This is a genomic window from Citrobacter sp. Ce006 (assembly GCF_030336535.1).
In the GTDB taxonomy this organism is placed as follows: domain Bacteria; phylum Pseudomonadota; class Gammaproteobacteria; order Enterobacterales; family Enterobacteriaceae; genus Citrobacter; species Citrobacter europaeus.
In genome coordinates this window covers 1-21,604 of sequence record NZ_JAOWDO010000065.1, presented here as the reverse complement: position 1 = coordinate 21,604, position 21,604 = coordinate 1, and the positions used below count along the sequence as shown (strand labels likewise).

35 protein-coding genes and 2 pseudogenes are annotated in these 21,604 nt (G+C 48.8%); 24 read left to right on the top strand and 13 right to left on the bottom strand.

Features of this window, described 5'->3' with window-relative positions; all coding sequences use genetic code 11:
• Nucleotides 1–81: 81 nt before the first annotated feature.
• The 4 genes from yebG (at nt 82) to ptrB (ending at nt 3,742) form a co-directional block, all read left to right on the top strand.
• A complete protein-coding gene (gene yebG, locus OGV94_RS07100; protein WP_032943780.1) occupies nt 82–372 on the top strand; it encodes a DNA damage-inducible protein YebG in 291 nt (96 codons plus the stop codon).
• A gap of 121 nt (nt 373–493) precedes the next feature.
• Complete coding sequence (yebF, locus tag OGV94_RS07095; RefSeq protein WP_043016690.1) at nt 494–847, top strand: protein YebF; 354 nt, start codon at nt 494–496, stop codon at nt 845–847.
• A gap of 94 nt (nt 848–941) precedes the next feature.
• Nucleotides 942–1,601 carry a tellurite resistance TerB family protein gene (locus OGV94_RS07090; RefSeq protein ID WP_075146019.1) on the top strand — a complete coding sequence of 220 codons (660 nt, stop codon included), beginning with the start codon at nt 942–944 and terminating at the stop codon, nt 1,599–1,601.
• A gap of 86 nt (nt 1,602–1,687) precedes the next feature.
• On the top strand, nt 1,688–3,742 hold the full coding sequence (gene ptrB / locus OGV94_RS07085) for an oligopeptidase B (protein WP_286522969.1): 2,055 nt from the start codon (nt 1,688–1,690) through the stop codon (nt 3,740–3,742).
• Nucleotides 3,743–3,744: 2 nt separating this feature from the next.
• Here the strand turns inward: ptrB and exoX are convergent, their stop codons facing one another.
• The 3 genes from exoX to OGV94_RS07070 all read right to left on the bottom strand — a co-directional run bounded on the left by exoX (nt 3,745) and on the right by OGV94_RS07070 (nt 5,424).
• Nucleotides 3,745–4,407 (bottom strand): exodeoxyribonuclease X, encoded by a 663-nt coding sequence (gene exoX, locus OGV94_RS07080; protein WP_286522967.1) that lies wholly within the window; start codon nt 4,405–4,407, stop codon nt 3,745–3,747.
• A 23-nt stretch (nt 4,408–4,430) separates the two neighbouring features.
• On the bottom strand, nt 4,431–5,087 hold the full coding sequence (locus OGV94_RS07075; RefSeq protein WP_286522966.1) for a nitrilase-related carbon-nitrogen hydrolase: 657 nt from the start codon (nt 5,085–5,087) through the stop codon (nt 4,431–4,433).
• A gap of 106 nt (nt 5,088–5,193) precedes the next feature.
• Nucleotides 5,194–5,424 (bottom strand): DNA polymerase III subunit theta, encoded by a 231-nt coding sequence (locus OGV94_RS07070; RefSeq protein WP_003034925.1) that lies wholly within the window; start codon nt 5,422–5,424, stop codon nt 5,194–5,196.
• Nucleotides 5,425–5,567: 143 nt separating this feature from the next.
• Here OGV94_RS07070 and yobA point away from each other — a divergent pair, with 143 nt between their 5' ends.
• From yobA to OGV94_RS07055, 3 genes are read left to right on the top strand one after another with little or no spacing between them, the layout of a single operon-like run.
• Nucleotides 5,568–5,942, top strand: coding sequence for a CopC domain-containing protein YobA (gene yobA / locus OGV94_RS07065; RefSeq protein WP_286522964.1), 375 nt, complete (start codon nt 5,568–5,570; stop codon nt 5,940–5,942).
• Between the two features lie 3 nt (nt 5,943–5,945).
• Nucleotides 5,946–6,818 (top strand): copper homeostasis membrane protein CopD, encoded by an 873-nt coding sequence (gene copD, locus OGV94_RS07060; protein ID WP_075146021.1) that lies wholly within the window; start codon nt 5,946–5,948, stop codon nt 6,816–6,818.
• A 20-nt stretch (nt 6,819–6,838) separates the two neighbouring features.
• Complete coding sequence (locus tag OGV94_RS07055; protein ID WP_286522960.1) at nt 6,839–7,177, top strand: YebY family protein; 339 nt, start codon at nt 6,839–6,841, stop codon at nt 7,175–7,177.
• Nucleotides 7,178–7,568: 391 nt separating this feature from the next.
• Here the strand turns inward: OGV94_RS07055 and OGV94_RS07050 are convergent, their stop codons facing one another.
• The 8 genes from OGV94_RS07050 to OGV94_RS07015 all read right to left on the bottom strand — a co-directional run bounded on the left by OGV94_RS07050 (nt 7,569) and on the right by OGV94_RS07015 (nt 12,524).
• Nucleotides 7,569–8,648 (bottom strand): tyrosine-type recombinase/integrase, encoded by a 1,080-nt coding sequence (locus OGV94_RS07050; RefSeq protein WP_286522959.1) that lies wholly within the window; start codon nt 8,646–8,648, stop codon nt 7,569–7,571.
• Nucleotides 8,626–8,886 carry an excisionase gene (locus OGV94_RS07045; protein WP_220771725.1) on the bottom strand — a complete coding sequence of 87 codons (261 nt, stop codon included), beginning with the start codon at nt 8,884–8,886 and terminating at the stop codon, nt 8,626–8,628. The genes OGV94_RS07050 and OGV94_RS07045 overlap by 23 nt, the downstream gene beginning before the upstream one ends.
• Nucleotides 8,887–8,942: 56 nt before the next feature.
• On the bottom strand, nt 8,943–9,176 hold the full coding sequence (locus OGV94_RS07040; protein WP_220771724.1) for a hypothetical protein: 234 nt from the start codon (nt 9,174–9,176) through the stop codon (nt 8,943–8,945).
• Nucleotides 9,173–10,780 carry a RecE-related exodeoxyribonuclease gene (locus tag OGV94_RS07035; RefSeq protein ID WP_502874122.1) on the bottom strand — a complete coding sequence of 536 codons (1,608 nt, stop codon included), beginning with the start codon at nt 10,778–10,780 and terminating at the stop codon, nt 9,173–9,175. Before OGV94_RS07035 ends, OGV94_RS07040 begins: the two co-directional genes overlap by 4 nt.
• A 363-nt stretch (nt 10,781–11,143) precedes the next feature.
• Nucleotides 11,144–11,329, bottom strand: a complete 186-nt coding sequence (locus OGV94_RS07030; protein WP_047502010.1) for a hypothetical protein — start codon at nt 11,327–11,329, stop codon at nt 11,144–11,146.
• Complete coding sequence (locus OGV94_RS07025; protein WP_071696723.1) at nt 11,322–11,516, bottom strand: hypothetical protein; 195 nt, start codon at nt 11,514–11,516, stop codon at nt 11,322–11,324. Before OGV94_RS07025 ends, OGV94_RS07030 begins: the two co-directional genes overlap by 8 nt.
• Nucleotides 11,517–11,764: 248 nt before the next feature.
• Nucleotides 11,765–11,908: a hypothetical protein gene (locus OGV94_RS07020; RefSeq protein ID WP_159137401.1), complete on the bottom strand. Its 144-nt coding sequence runs from the start codon at nt 11,906–11,908 to the stop codon at nt 11,765–11,767.
• Nucleotides 11,909–12,122: 214 nt separating this feature from the next.
• Nucleotides 12,123–12,524, bottom strand: a complete 402-nt coding sequence (locus OGV94_RS07015; protein ID WP_267447317.1) for a helix-turn-helix domain-containing protein — start codon at nt 12,522–12,524, stop codon at nt 12,123–12,125.
• 87 nt (nt 12,525–12,611) lie between these two features.
• On the opposite strand from OGV94_RS07015, the gene OGV94_RS07010 reads away from it, so the two are divergent.
• From OGV94_RS07010 to OGV94_RS06950, 13 genes are all read left to right on the top strand, one after another.
• Nucleotides 12,612–12,851, top strand: coding sequence for a Cro/CI family transcriptional regulator (locus OGV94_RS07010; RefSeq protein WP_286522952.1), 240 nt, complete (start codon nt 12,612–12,614; stop codon nt 12,849–12,851).
• Nucleotides 12,851–13,327: a toxin YdaT family protein gene (locus tag OGV94_RS07005; protein WP_286522950.1), complete on the top strand. Its 477-nt coding sequence runs from the start codon at nt 12,851–12,853 to the stop codon at nt 13,325–13,327. Before OGV94_RS07010 ends, OGV94_RS07005 begins: the two co-directional genes overlap by 1 nt.
• 39 nt (nt 13,328–13,366) lie before the next feature.
• Complete coding sequence (locus OGV94_RS07000) at nt 13,367–13,582, top strand: DUF4222 domain-containing protein (protein WP_286522948.1); 216 nt, start codon at nt 13,367–13,369, stop codon at nt 13,580–13,582.
• Entirely contained in the window at nt 13,579–14,673 is a 1,095-nt protein-coding gene (locus OGV94_RS06995) for a DnaT-like ssDNA-binding domain-containing protein (RefSeq protein ID WP_095715889.1), read from the top strand. The genes OGV94_RS07000 and OGV94_RS06995 overlap by 4 nt, the downstream gene beginning before the upstream one ends.
• On the top strand, nt 14,657–15,112 hold the full coding sequence (locus OGV94_RS06990) for a replication protein P (protein WP_286515839.1): 456 nt from the start codon (nt 14,657–14,659) through the stop codon (nt 15,110–15,112). The genes OGV94_RS06995 and OGV94_RS06990 overlap by 17 nt, the downstream gene beginning before the upstream one ends.
• Nucleotides 15,113–15,125: 13 nt before the next feature.
• Nucleotides 15,126–15,788: a hypothetical protein gene (locus OGV94_RS06985; protein WP_286522946.1), complete on the top strand. Its 663-nt coding sequence runs from the start codon at nt 15,126–15,128 to the stop codon at nt 15,786–15,788.
• Complete coding sequence (locus tag OGV94_RS06980; RefSeq protein WP_286515841.1) at nt 15,785–16,006, top strand: hypothetical protein; 222 nt, start codon at nt 15,785–15,787, stop codon at nt 16,004–16,006. The genes OGV94_RS06985 and OGV94_RS06980 overlap by 4 nt, the downstream gene beginning before the upstream one ends.
• Nucleotides 16,003–16,380: a GNAT family protein gene (locus tag OGV94_RS06975; RefSeq protein WP_286515842.1), complete on the top strand. Its 378-nt coding sequence runs from the start codon at nt 16,003–16,005 to the stop codon at nt 16,378–16,380. The genes OGV94_RS06980 and OGV94_RS06975 overlap by 4 nt, the downstream gene beginning before the upstream one ends.
• 133 nt (nt 16,381–16,513) lie before the next feature.
• Nucleotides 16,514–16,750 carry a DinI-like family protein gene (locus OGV94_RS06970; RefSeq protein ID WP_286522944.1) on the top strand — a complete coding sequence of 79 codons (237 nt, stop codon included), beginning with the start codon at nt 16,514–16,516 and terminating at the stop codon, nt 16,748–16,750.
• A 132-nt stretch (nt 16,751–16,882) separates the two neighbouring features.
• Nucleotides 16,883–17,062 carry a hypothetical protein gene (locus OGV94_RS06965; protein ID WP_080625029.1) on the top strand — a complete coding sequence of 60 codons (180 nt, stop codon included), beginning with the start codon at nt 16,883–16,885 and terminating at the stop codon, nt 17,060–17,062.
• A gap of 148 nt (nt 17,063–17,210) precedes the next feature.
• Nucleotides 17,211–17,519 (top strand): Ref family recombination enhancement nuclease, encoded by a 309-nt coding sequence (locus OGV94_RS06960; protein ID WP_286502926.1) that lies wholly within the window; start codon nt 17,211–17,213, stop codon nt 17,517–17,519.
• A complete protein-coding gene (locus tag OGV94_RS06955; protein ID WP_286515843.1) occupies nt 17,512–17,835 on the top strand; it encodes a RusA family crossover junction endodeoxyribonuclease in 324 nt (107 codons plus the stop codon). The genes OGV94_RS06960 and OGV94_RS06955 overlap by 8 nt, the downstream gene beginning before the upstream one ends.
• 41 nt (nt 17,836–17,876) lie before the next feature.
• Nucleotides 17,877–18,692, top strand: a complete 816-nt coding sequence (locus OGV94_RS06950) for an antitermination protein (protein WP_286522942.1) — start codon at nt 17,877–17,879, stop codon at nt 18,690–18,692.
• Nucleotides 18,693–19,007: 315 nt separating this feature from the next.
• On the opposite strand, the gene OGV94_RS06945 is transcribed toward OGV94_RS06950, so the two are convergent.
• Nucleotides 19,008–19,220 carry a KTSC domain-containing protein gene (locus OGV94_RS06945; RefSeq protein ID WP_286502929.1) on the bottom strand — a complete coding sequence of 71 codons (213 nt, stop codon included), beginning with the start codon at nt 19,218–19,220 and terminating at the stop codon, nt 19,008–19,010.
• A gap of 535 nt (nt 19,221–19,755) precedes the next feature.
• On the opposite strand from OGV94_RS06945, the gene cspE reads away from it, so the two are divergent.
• Complete coding sequence (gene cspE / locus OGV94_RS06940) at nt 19,756–19,968, top strand: transcription antiterminator/RNA stability regulator CspE (RefSeq protein ID WP_286522939.1); 213 nt, start codon at nt 19,756–19,758, stop codon at nt 19,966–19,968.
• Nucleotides 19,969–20,380: 412 nt separating this feature from the next.
• Here the strand turns inward: cspE and OGV94_RS06935 are convergent, their stop codons facing one another.
• On the bottom strand, nt 20,381–20,551 hold the full coding sequence (locus OGV94_RS06935) for a YnfU family zinc-binding protein (RefSeq protein ID WP_162835200.1): 171 nt from the start codon (nt 20,549–20,551) through the stop codon (nt 20,381–20,383).
• 343 nt (nt 20,552–20,894) lie between these two features.
• On the opposite strand from OGV94_RS06935, the pseudogene OGV94_RS06930 reads away from it, so the two are divergent.
• The 3 genes and pseudogenes from OGV94_RS06930 to OGV94_RS06920 form a co-directional block, all read left to right on the top strand.
• Nucleotides 20,895–21,083, top strand: a pseudogene (locus OGV94_RS06930) (hypothetical protein).
• Between the two features lie 155 nt (nt 21,084–21,238).
• Nucleotides 21,239–21,517 (top strand): phage holin, encoded by a 279-nt coding sequence (locus OGV94_RS06925; RefSeq protein WP_016150496.1) that lies wholly within the window; start codon nt 21,239–21,241, stop codon nt 21,515–21,517.
• Nucleotides 21,489–21,604 (top strand): annotated as a pseudogene (locus OGV94_RS06920) (lysozyme); the annotation flags it as partial. The gene OGV94_RS06925 and the pseudogene OGV94_RS06920, both read left to right, overlap by 29 nt.

Below are 21,604 nucleotides of genomic sequence, written 5' to 3'. Positions count from 1 at the left end.
CTGTCTTTATTACCAGGTTGATTTCGAGGCGCAAAAAGAATATACTGTACATAAATACAGGTAATTTGAGAGGCTGCAAAAATGGCGGTTGAAGTTAAATACGTAGTCATTCGGGAAGGTGAGGAAAAAATGTCGTTTACCAGCAAAAAGGAAGCCGATGCGTATGACAAAATGCTGGACACAGCGGATTTGCTCGACACATGGCTGGAACAATCGCCGGTAGCGCTCGAAGACGAGCAGCGTGAAGCACTTTCCCTGTGGCTGGCTGAGCAAAAGGATGTGCTGAGCGCCATTCTGAAAAATGGCAAACTGCCATCGCCGCAGGCGGTCGAAAACGACGCGCACACTGAGGATGATACTCAGGCTGCCTGAAACGACTTGCGCTCCTGACGTTTTGTACCATGCTTTTCCCTGAATCATTGTGCAATCCCTGACGTCATTTCACGTTGCTACAGGCAACATGAATGGCGAAGGGGAGATTAAGGAGAAAAGAATGTATAAAAAAAGAGCGTTACTGAGCCTGCTGTTGTTGTCCGCCAGCGTATCTGTGTTTGCGGCAAATACGGAAAGCAAGAATGTTCAGTTCCCCAAGTGTGAAGGACTGGATGCAAACGGCATTGCGGCGAGCGTGAAACGTGATTATCAGCAAAATCGCATCTCCCGCTGGGCTGACGATCAAAAACGCGTTGGTCAGGCCGACCCTGTCGCCTGGGTCAACACGCCCGATATTACGGGCAAAGACGGGAAATGGTCAGTTCCCCTGACGGTCCGCGGTAAAAGCGCGGATATTCACTATCAGGTAAAAGTCGACTGTAAGGCCGGAACGGCGGAGTATAAGCCGCAATAACGAAGGTATTTGCACATCTTTTGATGACCTGAACACTTCCTGACATCCCCTCGGGTACGCTTTGAAGATTATTCGTCTGTACTTGAGGGGCAAAATGGCTAACTGGCTAAATCAACTACAATCTCTTCTTGGGCAAAAAGGATCCTCCGCGTCATCTTCTGGCGAGCAAGGGCTGAGTAAACTTCTGGTTCCGGGCGCGTTAGGCGGTCTGGCAGGATTACTGGTTGCTAATAAATCTTCACGTAAATTACTGAGTAAATACGGCACCAGCGCGCTTTTAGTTGGTGGTGGGGCAGTTGCCGGTACCTTGTTATGGAACAAATACAAGGATAAGGTTCGCGCTGCGCATCAGGATGAACCGCAGTTCGGCGCACAAAGCTCACCGCTGGATGAGCGAACTGAACGTCTGATCCTGGCGCTGGTTTTTGCGGCGAAAAGCGATGGTCATATTGATGCTAAAGAACGTACCGCCATTGAGCAGCAACTCCGCGAAGCGGGCGTTGAAGAGCAGGGTCGCGTTCTGATTGAGCGCGCCATCGAACAACCGCTAGATCCTCAACGCCTGGCACAAGGTATCCGCAACGAAGAAGAAGCGCTGGAAATTTACTTCCTGAGCTGTGCGGCGATTGATATCGACCACTTTATGGAGCGTAGCTATCTGAATGCGCTGGGCGATGCGCTGAAGATCCCGCAGGATGTTCGTGAAGGCATTGAACAGGATCTCAAAGAACAAAAACAGGCTTTACCGGGTTAATTACTTACCGCTAAGGCGCATGTTTCGCTTGCATCATTGCTGTCTTTTGCCACCCTTATAGGATGATTAAGCAAAAGAACAATGACATGCTACCAAAAGCTTCTCGTATTCCCCACGCCATGACGCAGCATGGCGATACTCGTGTTGATAATTATTACTGGTTGCGAGATGACACCCGCTCGCAGCCGGAAGTACTGGATTATCTGCAACAAGAAAATGCGTATGGCCGCCAGATTATGGCCTCGCAACAGGCCTTGCAGGATCGCATCCTGAAAGAGATTATCGACCGAATCCCGCCCCAGGATGCATCCGCCCCTTATGTGAAGAATGGTTATCGCTACCGGCATATTTATGAACCGGGGTGCGAATATGCCATTTACCAGCGTCAGTCTGCCTTCAGTGAAGAGTGGGATGGATGGGACACCCTGCTGGATGGTAACCAGCGAGCAGCCCACAGTGAGTTTTATACGCTGGGAGGGCTGGCGATATCACCGAATAACACTATCATGGCACTGGCCGAAGATTATCTCTCTCGTCGGCAATATGGCGTGCGTTTTCGCAATCTGCAAAGCGGCAACTGGTATCCTGAAGTGCTGGACAACGTTGAAGCAGACCTGGTCTGGGCAAATGACTCACAGACCTTCTATTACGTGCGCAAACATGCAACCACGCTGCTTCCGTATCAGGTTTGGCGGCATACCGTCGGCGCGCCATCGTCACTGGATGAGCTGGTGTATGAAGAAGCCGATGATATGTTTTATGTCAGCCTGCATAAAACCACCTCGCTTCACTATGTGGTTATTCATATCGCCAGTGCGACCACCAGTGAGGTTTTGCTGCTTGATGCAGAACTGGCGGATGCCGAGCCGTTAGTCTTTTTAGCCCGGCGCAAAGACCACGAATACAGCCTCGATCACTATCAGCATACGTTTTATCTGCGCTCTAACCGTCAGGGTAAAAATTTTGGTTTGTACCGTACCCGTGTGCGAGATGAACAAGCCTGGGAGACGCTGATCCCGCCGCGCGATAGCGTCATGCTGGAGGGTTTTACGCTGTTCACAGACTGGCTGGTGGTGGAGGAGCGCCAGCGAGGCTTAACCAGCCTGCGACAGATTAATCGTAAAACGCGCGAAGTAGTCGGCATCGCTTTTGACGATCCAGCGTATGTGACCTGGCTTGCCTATAATCCAGAGCCGGAGACATCGCGGCTGCGCTATGGCTATTCCTCCATGACCACCCCGGACACGTTGTTTGAACTGGATATGGACACCGGGGAACGTCGCGTACTTAAGCAGACGGAGGTCCCCGGATTTGATGCAGTGAATTACCGCAGCGAACACGTATGGATCACCGCGCGTGATGGCACCGAGGTTCCGGTTTCACTGGTTTATCATCAAAAGTATTTCCTGAAAGGAAAAAATCCGTTACTGGTTTACGGCTATGGTTCGTATGGCGCCAGCATGGACGCCGATTTCAGCAGTAGTCGCTTGAGCCTACTGGATCGCGGCTTTGTTTATGCCATTGCCCATGTGCGTGGCGGTGGTGAGTTAGGACAGCAGTGGTATGAAGACGGTAAGTTTCTGCTCAAGAAAAATACCTTCAATGATTACCTTGACGTCTGCGATGCGCTGTTAAAAATGGGCTACGGTGCGCCTTCACTCTGTTATGGCATGGGGGGGAGTGCCGGAGGAATGTTGATGGGTGTCGCCATTAATGAGCGCCCGGAACTCTTCCATGGCGTCATTGCGCAGGTGCCATTTGTCGATGTGGTAACTACGATGCTGGATGAATCAATCCCCCTGACGACAGGTGAGTTTGAAGAGTGGGGTAATCCGCAGGACGAAGAGTATTACACCTACATGAAAAGCTACAGCCCGTATGACAATGTTACAGCACAGGATTATCCGCATCTGCTGGTTACGACGGGATTACACGACTCCCAGGTGCAATACTGGGAACCGGCAAAATGGGTGGCAAAACTGCGTGAGCTGAAAACGGACGATCGTCTGCTGTTGCTCTGCACGGATATGGATTCCGGGCACGGCGGTAAATCCGGGCGTTTTAAATCTTACGAAGGCGTGGCCCTGGAATACGCATTTTTGGTAGGACTGGCGCAGGGAACACTGCCTGAACAGGCGTAAACTCAGGCGTTATCCAGATAGTGTTTCAGCGTTAAGCGCAGCTCCGGGCTCATACTGTCGAGGTTATTAAATAACCAGCGCAAGTAGCCCGGATCGCGTTCAGCCACTTCTGATACCGGTTTTCCGCGGTACTTACCAAAAGTGAACGTAGTGAGTAACGCAGGACGACCGGTAATATCGACCATCTGGTCTGCTGACCAGCCTGACGTCTGCATAATGTCGATCAGCAGTGCCGCAGTGATGTAGCAGTCATACAGGGCGCGGTGATGATGCAGACCTGACGGCGTCTGGACGCTCAACTTACGTGATTTATACAGCGCCATATTGCTGTATTTGATCCCCGGCCACAAACGACGGGAGAGCTTCATGGTGCAAATCCACTCCCCGGGCATGTCGGGTAACACGCGGCGGTCAAAGCTGGCATTGTGCGCCACGTACCACTCGCTGCCGTAGTATTGCGGGATGACATCTTCAATCCACGGCTTATCGGCTACCATCGCTTCAGTAATACGATGGATAGCCATCGCCTGAGGGCTGATAGGGCGGTCAGGACGCACCAGGTGGCTCATTGGATTGACTATTTTTCCGTCAACCACATCGACAGAAGCAATCTCAACAATGCCTCCCTGCAGACCACAGGTTTCTGTATCTATTATGCGCAACATGCCATGCTCCTGACTCAAAACGATTAGCGTAATGGAATGATATCACCTTGCCAACCCCGTGGCGTGCGTTGACCCGTTAAGAGTAAGGAACCGCTGTCTGCACGAACAATCAATCGACCGCGCTCATCCCATAATGCGCTGCTGCCACGCGCATTAGCCATTAATACCGCAATGGCAAACTTATGCGAGAAACTCTGTAGACGAGATGTGGAGGAGAGCAATTCGGGTTCGCTAACGGACTGACTGCTGGTGAACAGGGAATAAGCCGGGTCGATATCGATACCTTCCGGTTGGCTATCCACAACGCTAATGGCATTTCGCTGTCTGGCGATACAGGCCCCGTGACTCTGATGAAACGTTAAGGGCGAGGTCATCCAGGGAGAGAAAAGTGCGATCCCTTTTACGAAACGATTGTTATGCTCTACCGGCAATCCCGCAATAATCGTCATGCGATAAGTCGCGGCGGCATGCGCGAGAGGTTCTAACAACGATAAATCGGGTGGGGCTGGGAGCGCGTCATGCTCATCAACACAACCCAATCGCGAAAGGGAGGGGAAAACCAGCAATTCACATTGGCATTGAGCTGCTGCCTGAATGAATTGCAGGTGATGCGCGACATGTTCGGTAACTGAGGTGTGAAGAGGTTCGTACTGCGCTGCTGCGATTTTCCAGTGTGACATAATGATTTCCTTTTCATAGTGTCTACAACCATCCTTAAATTATAGATTAAGGATATACTTATACTGTAGCAGGCATCATGTAAGGAATCGTAACGTTATATAAGTTTTATTTAACTTTAGGCTCGTAGGGTAAACGCGAAAGGGAAACGGATGCCAAACGGTGCGCGATGAGTCTTTCCCGAAACCAGTCGCGCAAATGTTCGGGTTGTTCACGTTCAACCACTTCGGCAACAACCGGCATATTGTATCGCTCCTTAAATGCGACACCCGCCGCGGCCAGGTCAACATTGACCTTATCCATTTCAGCTTGTTCAAGTTTGGCCAGATTGATGTTCATGGGCTTCTCCTTTTCTCTGTCTTTCGGCGCGCAAAGTTACTAAGAGTGTGCATTAATGGCAAGACCGAAATGATGATTCTCGACTCGATCATTGTAGAAGGTTATTCTCTATAGATTAGACATAACAAAAAGGAATAGTTGAAATGGCTTCATCTGCATCTATGCTTCGCAACGCTCTCATCGTACTGGCCAGCGTTCTGGTCACTCCTGCCGCCCTGGCTCATGCTCACCTGACGAAACAAAGCCCGGCGGCTAATGTCGAGGTTGCGGCATCTCCTCAGGCGTTGACGCTGAATTTCTCTGAAGGCGTAGAGCCAGGATTCAGCGGTGCAACGTTGACCGGTCCAAACAAAGAACAGATCAAAACGGGCAAAGCGTCGCGCAGTGAGCAGGACAAAACGCAACTGATTGTTCCGCTTGCTCAGACGCTGGAAGCCGGAAAATATACGGTCGACTGGCATGTCGTCTCCGTAGATGGTCATAAAACGAAGGGGCAATATACCTTTAGCGTGAAATAACCGATGCTGGCATTTACCTGGGTTGCACTACGGTTCATCCATTTTACCACTTTGATGCTGGTGTTTGGCTGTGCGCTTTACGGCGCATGGCTGGCTCCCGTTTCGGTTCGTCGTTTAATGATGCGTCGTTTTTTACGTCTGCAACGGCATGCCGCAACGTGGAGTTTTATCAGCGCGACGCTGATGCTGGCGATCCAGGGTGGGCTAATGGGCTCAGGCTGGCGGGATGTTATCTCTACAGATGTATGGGGCGCGGTGTTGCAAACGCAGTTTGGCGGCGTCTGGTTATGGCAGATTATCCTCGCGCTGGTCACGCTGATGGTGGTTATTATCGTACCGCGTAGCATGCCGCGACGGCTGTTAATGTTGACGATTGCGCAGTTTATTTTGCTGGCTGGCGTCGGGCATGCGACGCTGCACAGTGGCATTACTGGTGCATTCCAGCAGGTTAACCATGCCTTGCATCTGATATGCGCTGCCGCCTGGTTCGGTGGCCTGCTCCCCGTACTTTACTGTATGCGAATGGCGCATGGCCGCTGGCGAGAACAGGCCATCAGCACCATGATGCGTTTCTCCCGCTACGGGCATCTTTTCGTTATCGGTGTTTTACTTACCGGTATTATGAATGCGCTGTTTATTGTCGGTTTTTCTGTTCCCTGGCACATGGCTTACGGGCAACTACTTTTGTTAAAAGGTGCTCTGGTAATGCTAATGGTGGCGATTGCGCTGGTGAATCGGTATGTTCTGGTACCACGCATGCGGCAGGATAACCGCAGTATGACACTCTATTTTATTTGGATGACTAAGCTGGAATGGGGAATTGGGGCCGTTGTGCTGGCGATTGTCAGCCTGTTTGCAACTCTCGAACCTTTCTGATTGATGGACTGGCAAAACGCATGAAAAAAATCATTATCTCGTTAGTACTACTGGCAAGCTCCGGGGCCGCACTGGCTGCGCCACAGGTCATCACCGTCAGCCGTTTTGAGGTTGGTAAAGATAAGTGGGCGTTTAATCGGGAAGAGGTGATGCTGACCTGCCGTCCGGGTAACGCGCTGTATGTCATCAATCCCAGTACGCTGGTGCAATACCCGTTAAATGATGTCGCCAGACAGCAGGTGGAGAGCGGGAAAACCACGGCAAAGCCGATCGAGATTATCCAGATTGATGATCCGGCGAAACCGGGCGAAAAAATGAGCCTGGCGCCGTTTGTGAAGCGTGCAGAAAAGCTCTGCTAATTGTCAGATGTAGCACTCTGATTTCCAATAAAAAACCGCAAGGATCTCTCAGGAGAACTTGCGGTTTTTACGTTTGGGTGCGTGACAATCGTCCTTTTTTTCAGGCCACTTTAGTCGCGGACTGGAAAACCTGGCGCTGTCATCTATTCTTAAATGGCAGGGTAACTTAGCCTGCATTAATGCCAACTTTTAGCGCACGGCTCTCTCCCAAGAGCCATTTCCCTGGACCGAATACAGGAATCGTATTCGGTCTCTTTTTATCTGGCTTTAATTTCAGTCACTTAGGACCACACGTCCGAAAATGTCCGAAATTTGTCCGAATTCTAATATTCGGTCTTTATTCGTTATACCACACCATTTTTAACATTCACAATTCATTTACGAAGAAAAATTAGATCAGCACATACTCTTTTTTTCTCGTATCAAGATACTTCTCAGTCATTTTTTCTGACTTATGCCCCAGCAGTTTTTGCGCAAAATCCTTCCCTAATTCCTTCTCATACATCCTTCCCGCCAGACTCCGAATTTCATGAAATGAAGGTGGGTTTTCTGAAAACTTTAAACCAGAAAAATTTCGTGCTTTCACAAAACCTTTTGTCAGACTGTCCAGGTTTATGCTTCCGTCTTCACTATTTTTTCTGATCCCGGGGCTTATCAAGAAATTGCATCGACTGACAAGCCGGCAGCGATCGATGACGGTCGACAGTCTCAGGCCGGATGCTTTCAATGTCAGTGAAAGTGGGATCGCCAGGCAGGACCCGGTTTTTTGTTGTTCGATGTATAGTCGGTCATCTTTAATGTCACTGAAGCGCATCCGGGCGACGTCCTCACGACGCTGACCGGTGACCAGGGCGAGATCCATCGACAGGCCGAACCATGCTGGCATTCGCTCTGCACCAGCACGAACGGCCATAAACATTTCATATTCCAGGCGCTCGCGCAGCACTTTAATTTTCGGTGCTCGAGTTGGGTCAACTGGATTGGAATCAACACGCCCTTCCACAACGGCCTCACGGAAAACATCAGACAGTACTGATCGCATGGTTCCTGCCATTGTTGTTTTGCCGCACTCCGTCCAGCGCTCAATAAACTCGGCCACATCGCGGGTGGTTATGCTGGCCAGTATCATTACGCCAAAGTATTCTCTAATGGTCGCCAGCTGCCCGGCACGAACTTTGTAAGTATTGGCCGCCAGCTTGCGTCGCTGCAGGATAATTTCGTACCGATCGAGCCAGTTGCCCATGGTGTATTCATTAGTACCTTTCAGCTGTTCGAGTAGGGCGATTGGAGTGTAATTTTTATCGATGTAGTGATTTGCTTCGATGGCCTGGGCGATCGCATCCCTGCGCGAAATTTTACCCAGAGATATCTCTTTTCCGTCGACGGGATTGCGCCAGGAATATGACTTCCTGGCTTTACGATAGGTCAGATTCTTAGGCAAATTAGCGTCATATTTGTCCGGCCTCGCCATCGATAATCCTCTCTATCAATCGCCCTTTTAACGGGTATCTGCTCTGATTTGTGTTAACAGTCTTACAGTATTTGTTTGGCCTGATAAAAATGGCATCGGGCCTGACTTTGTACTCTGTACCCTCTTTTTCCGGAGGCGGGTAAATATTACCGTTACGCGCCCATTTTCTGAGGGTTCCTATCTGCGGAGGCTCTTCATAGCGTTCTTCCGCCCAGCGCTCGAGTGATAAAAGTTTCATATGCACCTCGATAGCCAGCTGCGATCATACGTGACGCAGCTGGCGCAGGTTGATTGTCAAAAATCAGTCAGGTTTACCGCTGGTTTAACCCGGCGCCGCTTTTTCCTGGCTTTCGGCCTTATCGTTGGCTTTACGATTTGTGGTAGTACTGGCGGTAAAGAATGGGCATGTTCGCTAATACGCTTACGATCCCCCATCATCCACACGAGTCTTGCTGTCCAGTCTCGCCCGTCATCACAGACGTGCAGAGAACGGATCAGGGCTTCATCGCCGGTTAAATTCTCTGTCACTGCTCCGCCTCCGCACTTATAACTCCAGCGGCCAACGCTGCGGCCATGTGCGGCAATTCGTCAAAATCGCCGCGGTATGCCGGGTTTGCACACATCCCCTGCAGAGCTGCGAGCGTCAGTTGCTGGCGGTAGGTGAGGGCCATCGGTTCAGGTTTTGGCGCAGATACTGTTTCTGGTTCCTTTTTCGGCTTAACGGTAACCACGGGAGGATCCATCACCACTGCTTTCGGTGGTTCCGGGCGACGATATTCCACGATTGCATCGAGGGCGATTTTCTGACGTGCAGCGGCATCATCTGACCAGCCATCAAGAATTGTCGTTGCGACATCGTGAACTTCTTCATCGCTGAAATTGGGCGACAGACAAAATTCAGTAGTGGCGATATCGATGATCAACAAAGGAAGAACGTCAGCGATAATATGACCAGTGCATGCCACAACGCCTTCCGCTTCTTCTTTACCCATAATGTCAGTACGTCCGGAAAGCAGGTCGTTCAGTGCGTGGGCAATCTCAATTTCATGATCATCCAGAAGTTGCCGGTAGTCTTCCTGTTCGGTTTTACCATCAGATTTTGCTCCATCATTTTTTTGTGGCAGCGGGGCAGACGTACGGCCGCAGGCAATATCAATGACCAGTTGTGGTGGGTTAACGCAGTCAAAACCCGCAATGCAGATATCGATGTATTGGCGAAGTTCGCCAGGGTAAATATGAAGTTTTTCATCAGCGGTTTTGATGATGGCCACGATGGACGCCGGGTGATAATCATGAATACCCGGGGTACGTGAAAATGGTGCACACCAGTCATCAATCTCGACGTCTTTACTGCACAGCATGGTATTGATGCGCATTTCAATGCCAACTGGAGGACTGCACACGTCGAAATCCATGGATCGGGATAATTTTCCCATGGCTGTGTGATAGCGAAGCCTGGTAGCAAGTTCGCTCATGCCTGGTTTTTTCTCATCGCGTTTTGCTGACGGAGTATCAAGCCATTTATTAATAGGCCTTTTGATATCGGTCCATTGCGCTGTTTCTTTGAGGGTTGTACGCAGATGCGCCAGCAGTTCTTCCTGGCGTTCCGGTAGCAGTGCCAGTACACGAGGTTCGCGGGAGATAGCTTCCATCAGTTCGCGGGCCTGACTGCTCTCTTCATCATTAACCAGATCCATAATCTGACCGTATTGTGTCGCCGTGATTTCCTCAACTGGCCCAAACAGCACCAGGCTGGCGGCGCGATAGTTGGCTGGCAGCGGCTTAACTGCCGTCATTTTTTCTTCTGTCTGTCCTTCGTTCATCTGATTGCCATCATCGGCAAGTTCAGGCTCAACCAGCACACGTTCAGGTTTGCCTGTTTCAGCATTCCAGACTATTTCATCAGAGAAAAAATCAGGGATTAATACCCCCATAAGTTTCGGGCGCGGGATGCCTTCGCCATCCTCCCACACCTTTGGTTTAAAATAATCATCAGCAAGTTCAGGCGCGGATTGCAGGAAAATTCCGTGTAACATCACCTGTGCCGCGGATTTGTTTTTTGCTCTCACAGCGCCAGCGTAAACGGGAAGATCCTTATTTTTATCAAGCGAACCCTTTTTAGGTTCGAGCATTCCAGAAAAAATATTTAATTCAATAGTCATAACAACCTCAATAATGTTTATGTGAATGGCGCGCATTGCTTCTGCTTAAATTGCAGCGCCGCGGTTCATGAATTTGTTTGTAGGAGATAGCATGCTCAAGGCTACAGAAATAAGCAGTCACTACTCTCTTATGCATTCTTTTTGTTGATTTATACATGGAGTCATCAGAACTCCATTTTTTGCAATACGGACAGCACTCAAGTGTCACTTACCCTCCCTGCATGGCTGGTTATGACAGGGCCATCATCGATGGGTATAGTTAGCCCTGCCAGTTAAGACATAAATAAAAACTCTCTTAATTGTTTGTGGTTATCGAAGGGGGTAAATAAAAGTTCAGCGTAAAAACTCGCTAATATTAACCCTCTGGTCATTAACTATTTTGGTCATTACTTTGATGAAACACATATCCAGCACCGCCTCATCTTTATATTTTTGAACACCGGTTATATCAGCCACAGCTTTTTTATATTCAGCTTCAGCTGTGCGCTGGGCAATATCTTCTCTGGTAAATTTAACCATTGGCACGCACCATCCTGAGCAGAGATTCAGTGTGATCGAGAGTAGCTTTCTGTTGTTCGTACAGTGCTTCAAGTTCAGTTGTAAGGCGGTCGCGAAAAACAGGAACGCTTAACTGATAAATAAAATTATTTACTGAGCTTTCCACATCAGGATCCCCGTCCGGTATAACTGGCTGTGAATTTTTCATAAACCCTCCGGTAAAAAAGGTGCCCATCGTGGGAGATGGGCAAAGACCACGCGGCACACACAGCAACTAATCACATCTGCAAGCGCACTCCGCCTGTTTCACGCCTGTCACCCATAACTGGTAAGTGAAGGAGTGCGCTTGCATGTTGTTCCCTGAAAAAGCTGGCGGTGACCGGATACATACGGGAAAACACCGGGCCGCCAGAACAGGGAGTTACTTGTTATTGCTTTGGCCTGCTTTTAACCACATCAGGCGCGGTGGTAGGTATCTTCGGGCGGGGCGCTGGCGACCAACCAGCTACAACCCCTACGGTATTTACACTCCACGCCGTGGGTTAACGGCTCCGTATCGTGGCTGAGTTTCTGTTGCTGGTGGTCAAGCCAGCTTCGCAACCCCTCCCGAAGACACCTGTTTTGCATTAAATCTTCAAATCTGTTTTCCCCTGTATCGCCAGGGTAAGCGGAACATTTTGATTCTGAGTAATCACTGCGTGTGGTTACTTGATGGGATTTAGATTAGCTATTGCTAATTATTATACCAAGACAAAAATTAGTTAAAGCTTGGTTTCGGGGTGAAAAAGAAAATAACCACTTGATATTTAAATGATTATTTTTTCTTGGTTCTTTTGCGGGCTTCGAGTAACTCGTTAAACAAATTATTGAAGTTTTCTACTCTTGCTCTCAGTTGTTCTAACTGGGCTTCTTGCTCTGACTCTGGCAGGGCGTCAAACAAGTCGAATAGTTCCTGCTTTCTTTCATCTAAAACGATTGGGATTTCAGTTGGTTCTTCTGGGGATTGATCTTCATCGCCGAAGAGAATCCACGTCGGTGAACACTTTAGCACTTTTGTTAAGGCGAACAGATTCTTACCCGTAGGCTCGCTATCGTCCCGCTCCCACTGCGAAATGGAAACGTCAGAAAGCTTGAGGGCTTTTGCTAAAGATTTCTGTGTGAGCTTTAGCTCTTTCCGGCGCGCTCTTATGCGCTCTCCGATGGTTTGCGGTGTCATTGTCATAGTTAGCTAATACTAATATCACTTGATCAAGTTATGGCTTGTGTATATGTTATTAGCCATGGCTAATTGCACGGGTGAAATATGTTAACAAAAGATGCACTCCAATTTTTCGGCAGTAAGACAAAACTAGCTTTGGCGGCGGGAATTGAACTTCCTTCGTTTTACAAATGGGGAACTCTTGTCCCAGAAGGTCGGGCCCGTCGCCTGGAAGAAGCCTCTGGAGGCGTACTCATTTATGACAAAGACGTTTATGACCGTTACCGCCAGGCCAAACGCCTTGGTAAACAGAATACCTGCACAACCAAGAAGGAATCTGATTGATGAAAATCAACGAGATCAAATTGCTGGCTATCGAGCTGGAAGAGTGGGCGATGAAGGATGGCAGGAAAGGGGGCTGGAAAAAGATTGTCCCGCTGATTACCTCGCATCACTACGGTGATTTGCTGGACAGCCTGGCGGATGTCGTTGACCCGTCAGAGTATACGCGCCGCCTGCACAACAACACGCAGATAATCCAGCGGGCATTTCGAAATGACACGCCGAACTATCGTGGTCAGGCAGCTGCGCTGGCACCAGCAATCAGGGCTGCGATGGATGCAGAGCTGGCTGGCCAACATGACTTACATAACCTGGTGGCCATTGCGAACCGCGAGTGCATCGAGGCGACCAGCGCGGTGCTGACTGGTAAGCCCATGCAGGTTATCCGCAAAGAAACGGCAGAGGCGATTCAGGCGCTGGCCGATCTCATCCCCGGCGTCAGCATCCAGTTCAACCATATTGGTCCGCGCGCGGCGTAACAGGAGGCTCCCATGCTTGCCCAGGAATAAGTAGACCGCATGAAAAATGCGATGAAGCACAAAGTACCGGCGAAGACAGTCGATCGCAGCGCTGAACTGATTCCGGGGATGAAATACCGCAACGAACGCGGACGCATGGTGACGGTAATGAGAGTTTCTCATCTTCGGGTTATGTACCGATACGAAGGTTATCAGGACATCTGCGAGACAGGCCGGAGAGAGTTTGATTTGAAATTTAGAAAGGTGCAGTCGTGAGCAGCAAATTACACGGTCTTGTTTGGGAAGGATGCGCTCCTGCTGGATTGGGAATTTCCCGCGTTGCGCTTATGGCCCGCCTGGCTGATTACAGCAATGCTGACGGCATATCGTGGCCAGCGATTGAGACGCTCAGGATTGAGATCGGCGCTAAAAGCGATACGACAATAAAAACTGCTTTAGCTGAGCTTGTTAAGGGCGGCTGGATTAAAAAAACAGAACGCAAGCTGGGCGGCAGAAATCTGACAAATGTTTATCAGATTGATATCGCAAAACTTGAAGAAGCGGCAGCAGAGGGGCGTAAAAAAATACGGGAAGAGAGAGCCCAAAAGAAAGGTTCCCGTTGCCTGCCAGCAGGGAAGGAAGATAAGGCGTCAATTTTTGACCCGTCAAATAATGGCCCCTTAAAAGAGGATAGTAAGGGGGCAGATTTTGACCCGTCAAAAATTGAGGGGTCAAAAATTGGTGAAAACAGCGATTTAACCCCCCCAAAAATTGACCCCGATCCGTCATTAAAACCTGATCCGTCATTAAACCCCACACATAACACGCGAGGGGAAGAGGTCGAACCAGTTAATAACAACCCGGTTCCTGAATACCCTGGACAACCTGGTATGAATTTTCCCGCCGGAGAGTCATTTGGGAAGGTCCCAATGACCATTGACTGGAAACCGTCGGCTGACTTCCGCCAGCGCGTTGGATTCTGGGGCATAACGATCCCGGATGGACTGAACCTCAGAGCCGAGCTGAACAGCTTCATTGCCTACTGGCAACCAGAGAACAAAGTTTTTTACCAGTCGCAGTGGGAGCAGAAATTTGCCCGCCACCTGCAACAGGCCAAACCCACTAAACCGCGAGGTAACTCACATGCAGGACTGGATCCAAACTCCACAGCAAACGCAGCTGTACAGCGAGCACGCGCAGCACGCGCTGCACAACTCCGCGCTCGAGGAGAAGGCCTGGAAGTTCTGGGTTCTCATGCTGGAAATTTACTCCAGTCGATGGGAAACCAAAAACGGATCGGCTCCGTCGGACCTATGGATTGCTCAGATTGGGAATTTGACCAGCGACCGGATGACGAGCGTCTGTAACGCGGTGGTTGCTCGCTGTGCAGCGGGTAATTCATGGCCACCTGACCTGGCTGAGTTCGTGACGCTGGTGGCTGACTGTGACGGTGGGAAGCTTGGACTGAAGGTTTCGGACGTTATGGCGGAATACAGGAACTGGCGCAACGAATCTTACCGTTACGCCAGCACTGAGGAATATTTCATTGCCCGCGAATGTAATCCGGTCCTGTACCAGATTTGCACTGAACTTCGCCGAACTGGGGTTGAGCGACAAATGACGCAACCCGAGCTGGAGAGACTGGCAGCGGACCAACTGGCGAAGTGGGAAAAACACCTGGAGGACGGCAAACAGATCCCTCCGGTAAGAAAACAGATTGCGGCGCCACTTCATCCGGCAGGACCGACACCCGCGCAGCAGCTGCTTGAAGAATACAAACGCCGTAAAGCGGCTGGCTTAATTTAACCAGGAGAATTTTATGGAAACCATTTTAGACGTACTGAAAGCGATGGAAAAAGCGACTACCCGTGAAATTGCGGCGCGCATGAAAATTGAGCCTGCGGCGGTGATCGGGATGCTGCGTGAACACGAAGAACGTAACGAGGTTGTTCAGGCTAACGGGTACTGGAGAGTTGCTACCGGGGAAGTTAAATCACAGCCTGAAGTGATCAGTTCTGTCAGCAAAGCGCCGGCAAGTGTATCAGTCAGCGACGTCATCGCATTACTGGCGAAACATGGACCACAGACATCCCTTGAGCTGGCAACACTGGCAGGTATTGAGTCAAAACGTGTGGCGCCAATGCTGACCCACCACATGACAAAAGGGCGGATCATCCGCGAAAAAGTGGGCAGTAAGTTTGTTTATTCGGTGCCGGCCGCTGGGCCAGTGAAAAACAAAAGCTCTGCACAGCGGGAACCGGAGATATCAACTCCACCGGTACCAGAAAAATCTGTCACTGAAATTGTTGGGGAAATCCCCGCTTTCGTCAGCCGTCCTGACGATCTGCTGATCCCAACGGTACGCGGTATCTCAAGTGAGATTCGCCGCACGAAAGCGAAGCTGGCCAACCTGGAAAAACTTCGTGAAGCCGTTCGTAGCATTCGCAAGCACGGGGCGCTGATGCAGGAGTTGGCGCAATGAAACGGTCTGAATTACCACGCTGCCCGACCTGTGGAAACTCGCCGGAATACGCATTTAAAAAAGATCAGTTCGGCTGGCACCGCGGCGGACTGAAATGCCCCTACAACTGCCACCGCGTACAGCTGGATTGTCCGGCTGGTAGCCGGGAGCGGGCCGAAGAACGGCTGGAGCCGCAATGGATTGAACTTGTCGAAAAAGTTAGCCAGGAGGCCCAATGACAGCACTCAACAAACAGGTACTGCGTATGCGCAACTATCTCGATACGGCTCTTAAATCCGGGGTAAAGCTTTTGCACCTTTCGACTGATGAGCTTAAAGGCTTGCTGGATGAGCTGGAGAAAGAAAAAGGCTACGCCAGCGCATACGAAGGGGAAAAGTGGCATTACCACCAGTTAGCAGAATCTGAGGGCGAGCGTGCGAACCGGGCAGAGACCAAGTTGGAAGCCGCAGAGAAGCGCATAGCAGAACTGGAGGCAAAGTTAGCTAATCCCGTTTTGCTGCCAAAAACAAACGGCTATCCTCAACGCACTCATACTAACAACCCGCTTCGGCGGGTTTTTTCTTGCTCATTCCGCTTCAACCTTCTTAATTAATAAGTTCTGAATATTCGGAAAAACTTAGTGTATACAACGGCATGGCTTTGGCGAAAAGTGCTATTAACCACTTGAATATGAGGTTCAATAGGTATACTGTATGAATGTACAGTGGCTCAAGGCGGAGGGAATCATGAAAGTTGAAATTACAATTGATCGCACTAAGGAGCTTCCGAAAGGAGCTGTGCCAGCGCTTGAAAAGGAACTTTTGCGTCGAATCAGCCAAGACTATTCAGCCTGTAAATCAACGATACGTCGAACCGGTTCTGATGGATTAAGTGTCATCGGAGGCGATAAGAGCGATAAAAAACGTATTGAAGAAATCCTGCAGGAAACGTGGGAAAGTGCGGATGAATGGTTTTTTAACTGATCACCCCTCGAAGGCAGCCTTGGCCGCCATTTGTTACGCCTGATTGCTAAATTTCTCGTTGCACGCCGCGCTGCTGCTAAGAAGCAATTTCCGTTGGCTTAACGGTGTGGATATCACCGCAAGGGGCATCTCATGCAAATTCCGGATGATTTAATTCCCGGACTGCCGGAGCATACTGGCCCGGTTCTGATTTATATCGTAAAGGGCAGGGTAGAAAGGGGATTCGCGCTGCGCAAAGATGAATTTGTTACGTCGTTGCGGGCACTGGATGAAGCAAGAAAGAAAGCTGGTCTTCCTGTTTCAGATGCCTGATATGTTGGGTTATACTCAAAAACGGGTCTGAACAGCCCACTGAGTCACACTGCGCCAACCGGAAAATAGCGATGGCGTATAAAGCTGAAATATCCCAATCACACCGTTTCTCCGTGAGCGGTGTCTTTGTTCGTGCTGGTGGTTCAGCATGAGTAGATCAAAAAATAAATCTGAAAAACTCCACCTTTCCCGCGTAGCCGGGCTGGGCTGTATTGTCTGCAAAAACCTGAAACTGGGTGAAACCCCAGCAGAGATACATCACATCCGAACTGGTCAGGGAATTGGCCAGCGCGCTGACTATTTCAAAGTTATTCCTCTTTGCCCAATCCATCACCGCCAGGGCGGACACGGCGTAGCCATTCATGCTGGCCGCCAGTTATGGGAAGACAGTTACGGTACTGAAACAGAGTTGTTGGTGCAGGTTCTCTATGAACTGGGGGAATCGACTCATGCCTGAATATAAAATCACGCCTGTCGACAAGCCCAGAATGACGCGCGCTGACACATGGAAAAATCGCCCCGAGGTTCTGCGTTACCGTGCTTTCTGTGATGAGGTTCGTCTGAAGCGGGTTGAACTGCCGGAAAGCGGTTCGCATGTCACCTTCATTCTTCCGATGCCAGCGAGCTGGAGCAAAAAGAAACAGGCTGAGTTCAACGGTAAACCACACCAGGTAAAACCTGATTTTGACAACATGATAAAAGCCCTGATGGACGCCATTTACGAAAATGATGCTCATATATGGGATGTTCGGGCATCAAAAGCATGGGGCTAAACCAGACAGATTTTAATTTAATCAATTGAGAGGGGCGAATAATGAAACTGGAATCTTCGCTTAAACACTTCAGCCCACAGAGTATGCACATCTCAGATAGTGTGAGAGATACTTCTCCCGATCGGATTACCGGGACCGATGTTATGGTAGCCATCGGTACGACCAGCAGCCGCGCGCGGTTCGGTCTGGCGGCGTTCTTTGGTAAGGCGGGTATCAGTAAATCGGATGAACAACTGGCTGTACAGGCGCTGGCGCGCCATGCGATGAAGACAGCACCAAAGAACGTGCGCAAAGCAGCCGGTGGTGAGTTCGAATGGTGCATGCTGATGCTGGCGCAATTTGCCTTTGCTGAATACTCCCGTTCGGCTGCAGCCAGCGTGATGTGTCACAGTTGCAGCGGTAGCGGGAGAACATATCGCACAGAGACCACGCGCAAAGTATCTTACCCGTGGGGTAAAGCGCCGTATTGGGCCAGCCGTTCGCGAGCCGTTCGTCCGTCAGACTGGGAGCAGTGGACAGAGGTTACAGAGATTGTGCCCGCTGTTTGTGACGTTTGCGAAGGGAAGGGAGCTATAAGCGCCCGATGCCGCTGTGGTGGAAAGGGGGAGGTACTCGACCTTAAAGCGACTAAAGAGCGGGGCGCACCGGTTTTCAAAACGTGTGAACGTTGCTCTGGTAATGGATTCTCTGCTATCTCCTCTGCGACGGTACACCGAACCATTCTGAAACGCCTCCCGGATCTCCATCAGTCCTCATGGTCGCGTAACTGGAAACCATTCTATGAAATGCTTGTTGATGTATTGCACAAGGGAGAGCGTCACGCATCATCAGAATTTGAGAAAGTAACCAGTAATTAATACGATCGGAACAGATGCCGACAAGTTTTCGCATGATAGTGTTGACTTTGCATACTTCTGTCCTGTACGATTTGAATCGTGGGGTATAGCGCCTGCACGAAATTAATCATTGAAACCCTGCCTGGGCGGGGTTTTATTTTCTAAGAACTCGAAAACTGTAAGCATTCCCGTATTGCAAAGATTCATTTTAATGACGGGTATGAAGTTGATGAGAATAGTGTTCTGTGGGATATCAACCTCCTGTGCAAATGGACACCAACAACCGGAAGCAATAAAAACGACTTTCAGGAATTAAGTAAGAGTAGTTTTCTTGAATCATCCGGTTTTACGACACAAGAATTTACCTTTAATAACGCCATCAAAGAAACGACCTTTAGATTGTACTGCTAGAAAAGAATTATAGATGCTTTGTGGGACACCAACGTACTGGAAGGTTGAAGAGTTAACGAATCCTATCTCGAGGATTTTTTCTAATGGGTAGTAACCAACAAATTTTATTTTTGATGATATCATTTTCTGTCGTTGCATTTTTTCTCCTTTGAAAGTTCTGATTTCCTTTACCTAATAATACACATGTATGAAATAAAAGTTGCATAGTTTTGTAAATATTTTTTTGGTTGGATTAAATAATTTCCTTTGTTACCACCAATTCCCTGGACTACGAAAACATAGAACAAAACCTCGTTACTGGATTTTTTCAGAGTGATTGAAAGTTCTTTATAGGTGCTTGATAAAAATGATGTATTCTGTTTCTGTTCATAAAGGGGACAATCACTCATATGTTATCGAGGTCAAAAAAATCACTGATTATGCTGTCACAGCATCCATTTCTAAGATGTTCTGAACAATTTAATAAAAAATAACTTGCTATTGTTTGTGGGTTGTGTGATTAATGAGTGGTTGTTTTGGTACACAGACCCATTAAAGCGGTTTAGTAAAGCAGTTCTCATCTCAAGCGTTATCCACTGATAATCCTTCCTTTTGAGCCTTCTTATCGTTACTAATTAGATTGTGTGCGAAAACCTTTTCGCCGTAAGGCTACATAGAATTTAAGGAATGATCTGTGTCTAATAAAATGACTGGTTTAGTAAAATGGTTTAATGAGTCTAAAGGTTTTGGCTTTATTACTCCTAATAATGGTAGCAAAGATGTGTTTGTTCACTTCTCTGCCATTCAAAGTGGTGGTTTTAAAACACTGAATGAAGGCCAAAAAGTTGAGTTCAGTATTACTGCTGGTGCAAAAGGGCCTTCAGCCGAAAACGTTGTTGCAGCCTGATTTTTTCTGAACTTAAACTAATATGCGATAACGAAGACGGTTTAGACCTGAGTAGACATACTGACAGAAGTAATGGAAGTATTGTTGGATCAGTAGAGTTAAAATGTTACTGATCCGGCATTAAAGGTAACGGTAAGCATATTTCATCTCAATCTCGAATGAGAAAGTATGCTGACCATTGTCGTTGAGTGTAGGTTCACTGCACGAAAAGTATAACGGTAGAGACTGACTGCTTGCTTTACACGATAAAGTACGCAAGGGGATGGTTTTCCCAGATATCACCATAATTGCTATTCATTAAATATGAAAATACTAAACCCGCAGCCAGCGGGTTTTTTATTATCTGTAGCTTGATCAATCTTAAAATACAGATGGTAGTGACTCTGTGCGAGAAACGGTATCTCAAACAGATTCAGGCTGCTTCTTTTTGATTTGTCTGGAATACTTTATTGCAATGAGGGCAGATTAAAAGGGAACCTTTTTGTACTCTTGAAAAACTGTGTTCAGATTGCTGGGTACAGTTTGGGCAGGTGCATTTGACAAGATAGTTACGGCGTGATTTAGAGTCTTTACGTTCTGACATAGGCTTTTCCTTGATGGATGGACTTCAACTTTACCTTAATTTGCCCAGGAAATCTTAATTTTGTGAAAATATGTGGGCTGATAAAAATATCGGTGACTGAATTGATATAGCCATTAGTAAGATAACGCGTATAGATTGATTGTGATGAGTCACTGAGAAGATAGTGTTGAGCGGTGAATAGCACTAGAAAAAGTCTCGTAAAAAACGTGAGTATGAGAATGCCTCTCTCTGAGAAAACTGACAGTGAACTAATGGGACGTCTCACTCTTGGCCGCTGTGTTTTCTTGCACAAACAGCATATGAGCTTTCCTTTACAGTATAATTTTTAGTTATTGGGGGCGATATGAAGGAAGGGTATTACTGGATTCACCATTTAGGTGTTGTACAGGTGGCCTATTAGACGAACGACACTGTAGATGACCTGGAGACGGGGAAAGTCGTTACAGGGGTATGGCATCTGACCAGAGGTGATGATACTTGCCATAACGGTGAGGCAGAGGTCCTAGAAGGGCCACTCACTCCACCAAACTAGACAATCGGACTTACTTTGAGGCTCCCGCATGGTGGCCTCTTTTATTTCAGGCTCACGGGAAGCATCCACTACGTGCTTTGTTAATAAATCCAGCCCGTGAAGCCTGACCCTTTTCAAACACACACAGCGCCATCCGAAAAATCGGAGGTGAGGCTATGACCAGAATGAGCACCATTTACAGCAGACTTTCATATGGAACAGGTACCACGCTGACCGGCTGCGGTGTATCAGCGAAGGCATATGCCGAAACAGCTAAAACAGCAAAAGAGGTGTCCTGGATGTTGGCCGACAGAATTGCAGGGTTAAGCCTGAGCGACTGGGCGATTATTGTCGGTATCGCATGCACGGTAATCACCTGTGCAGTGAACTGGTATTACAGGCAAAAGGAAAGGGAGGACCGACTTAATGGCAATGTCACCAAAGCTGAAGAATAAACTGAGCGCAGCGGTCGTTGGTTTGATTCTTGCCGGGGCTTCCGCGCCCGTGATTCTCGATCAGTTTCTGGATGAGAAAGAGGGTAA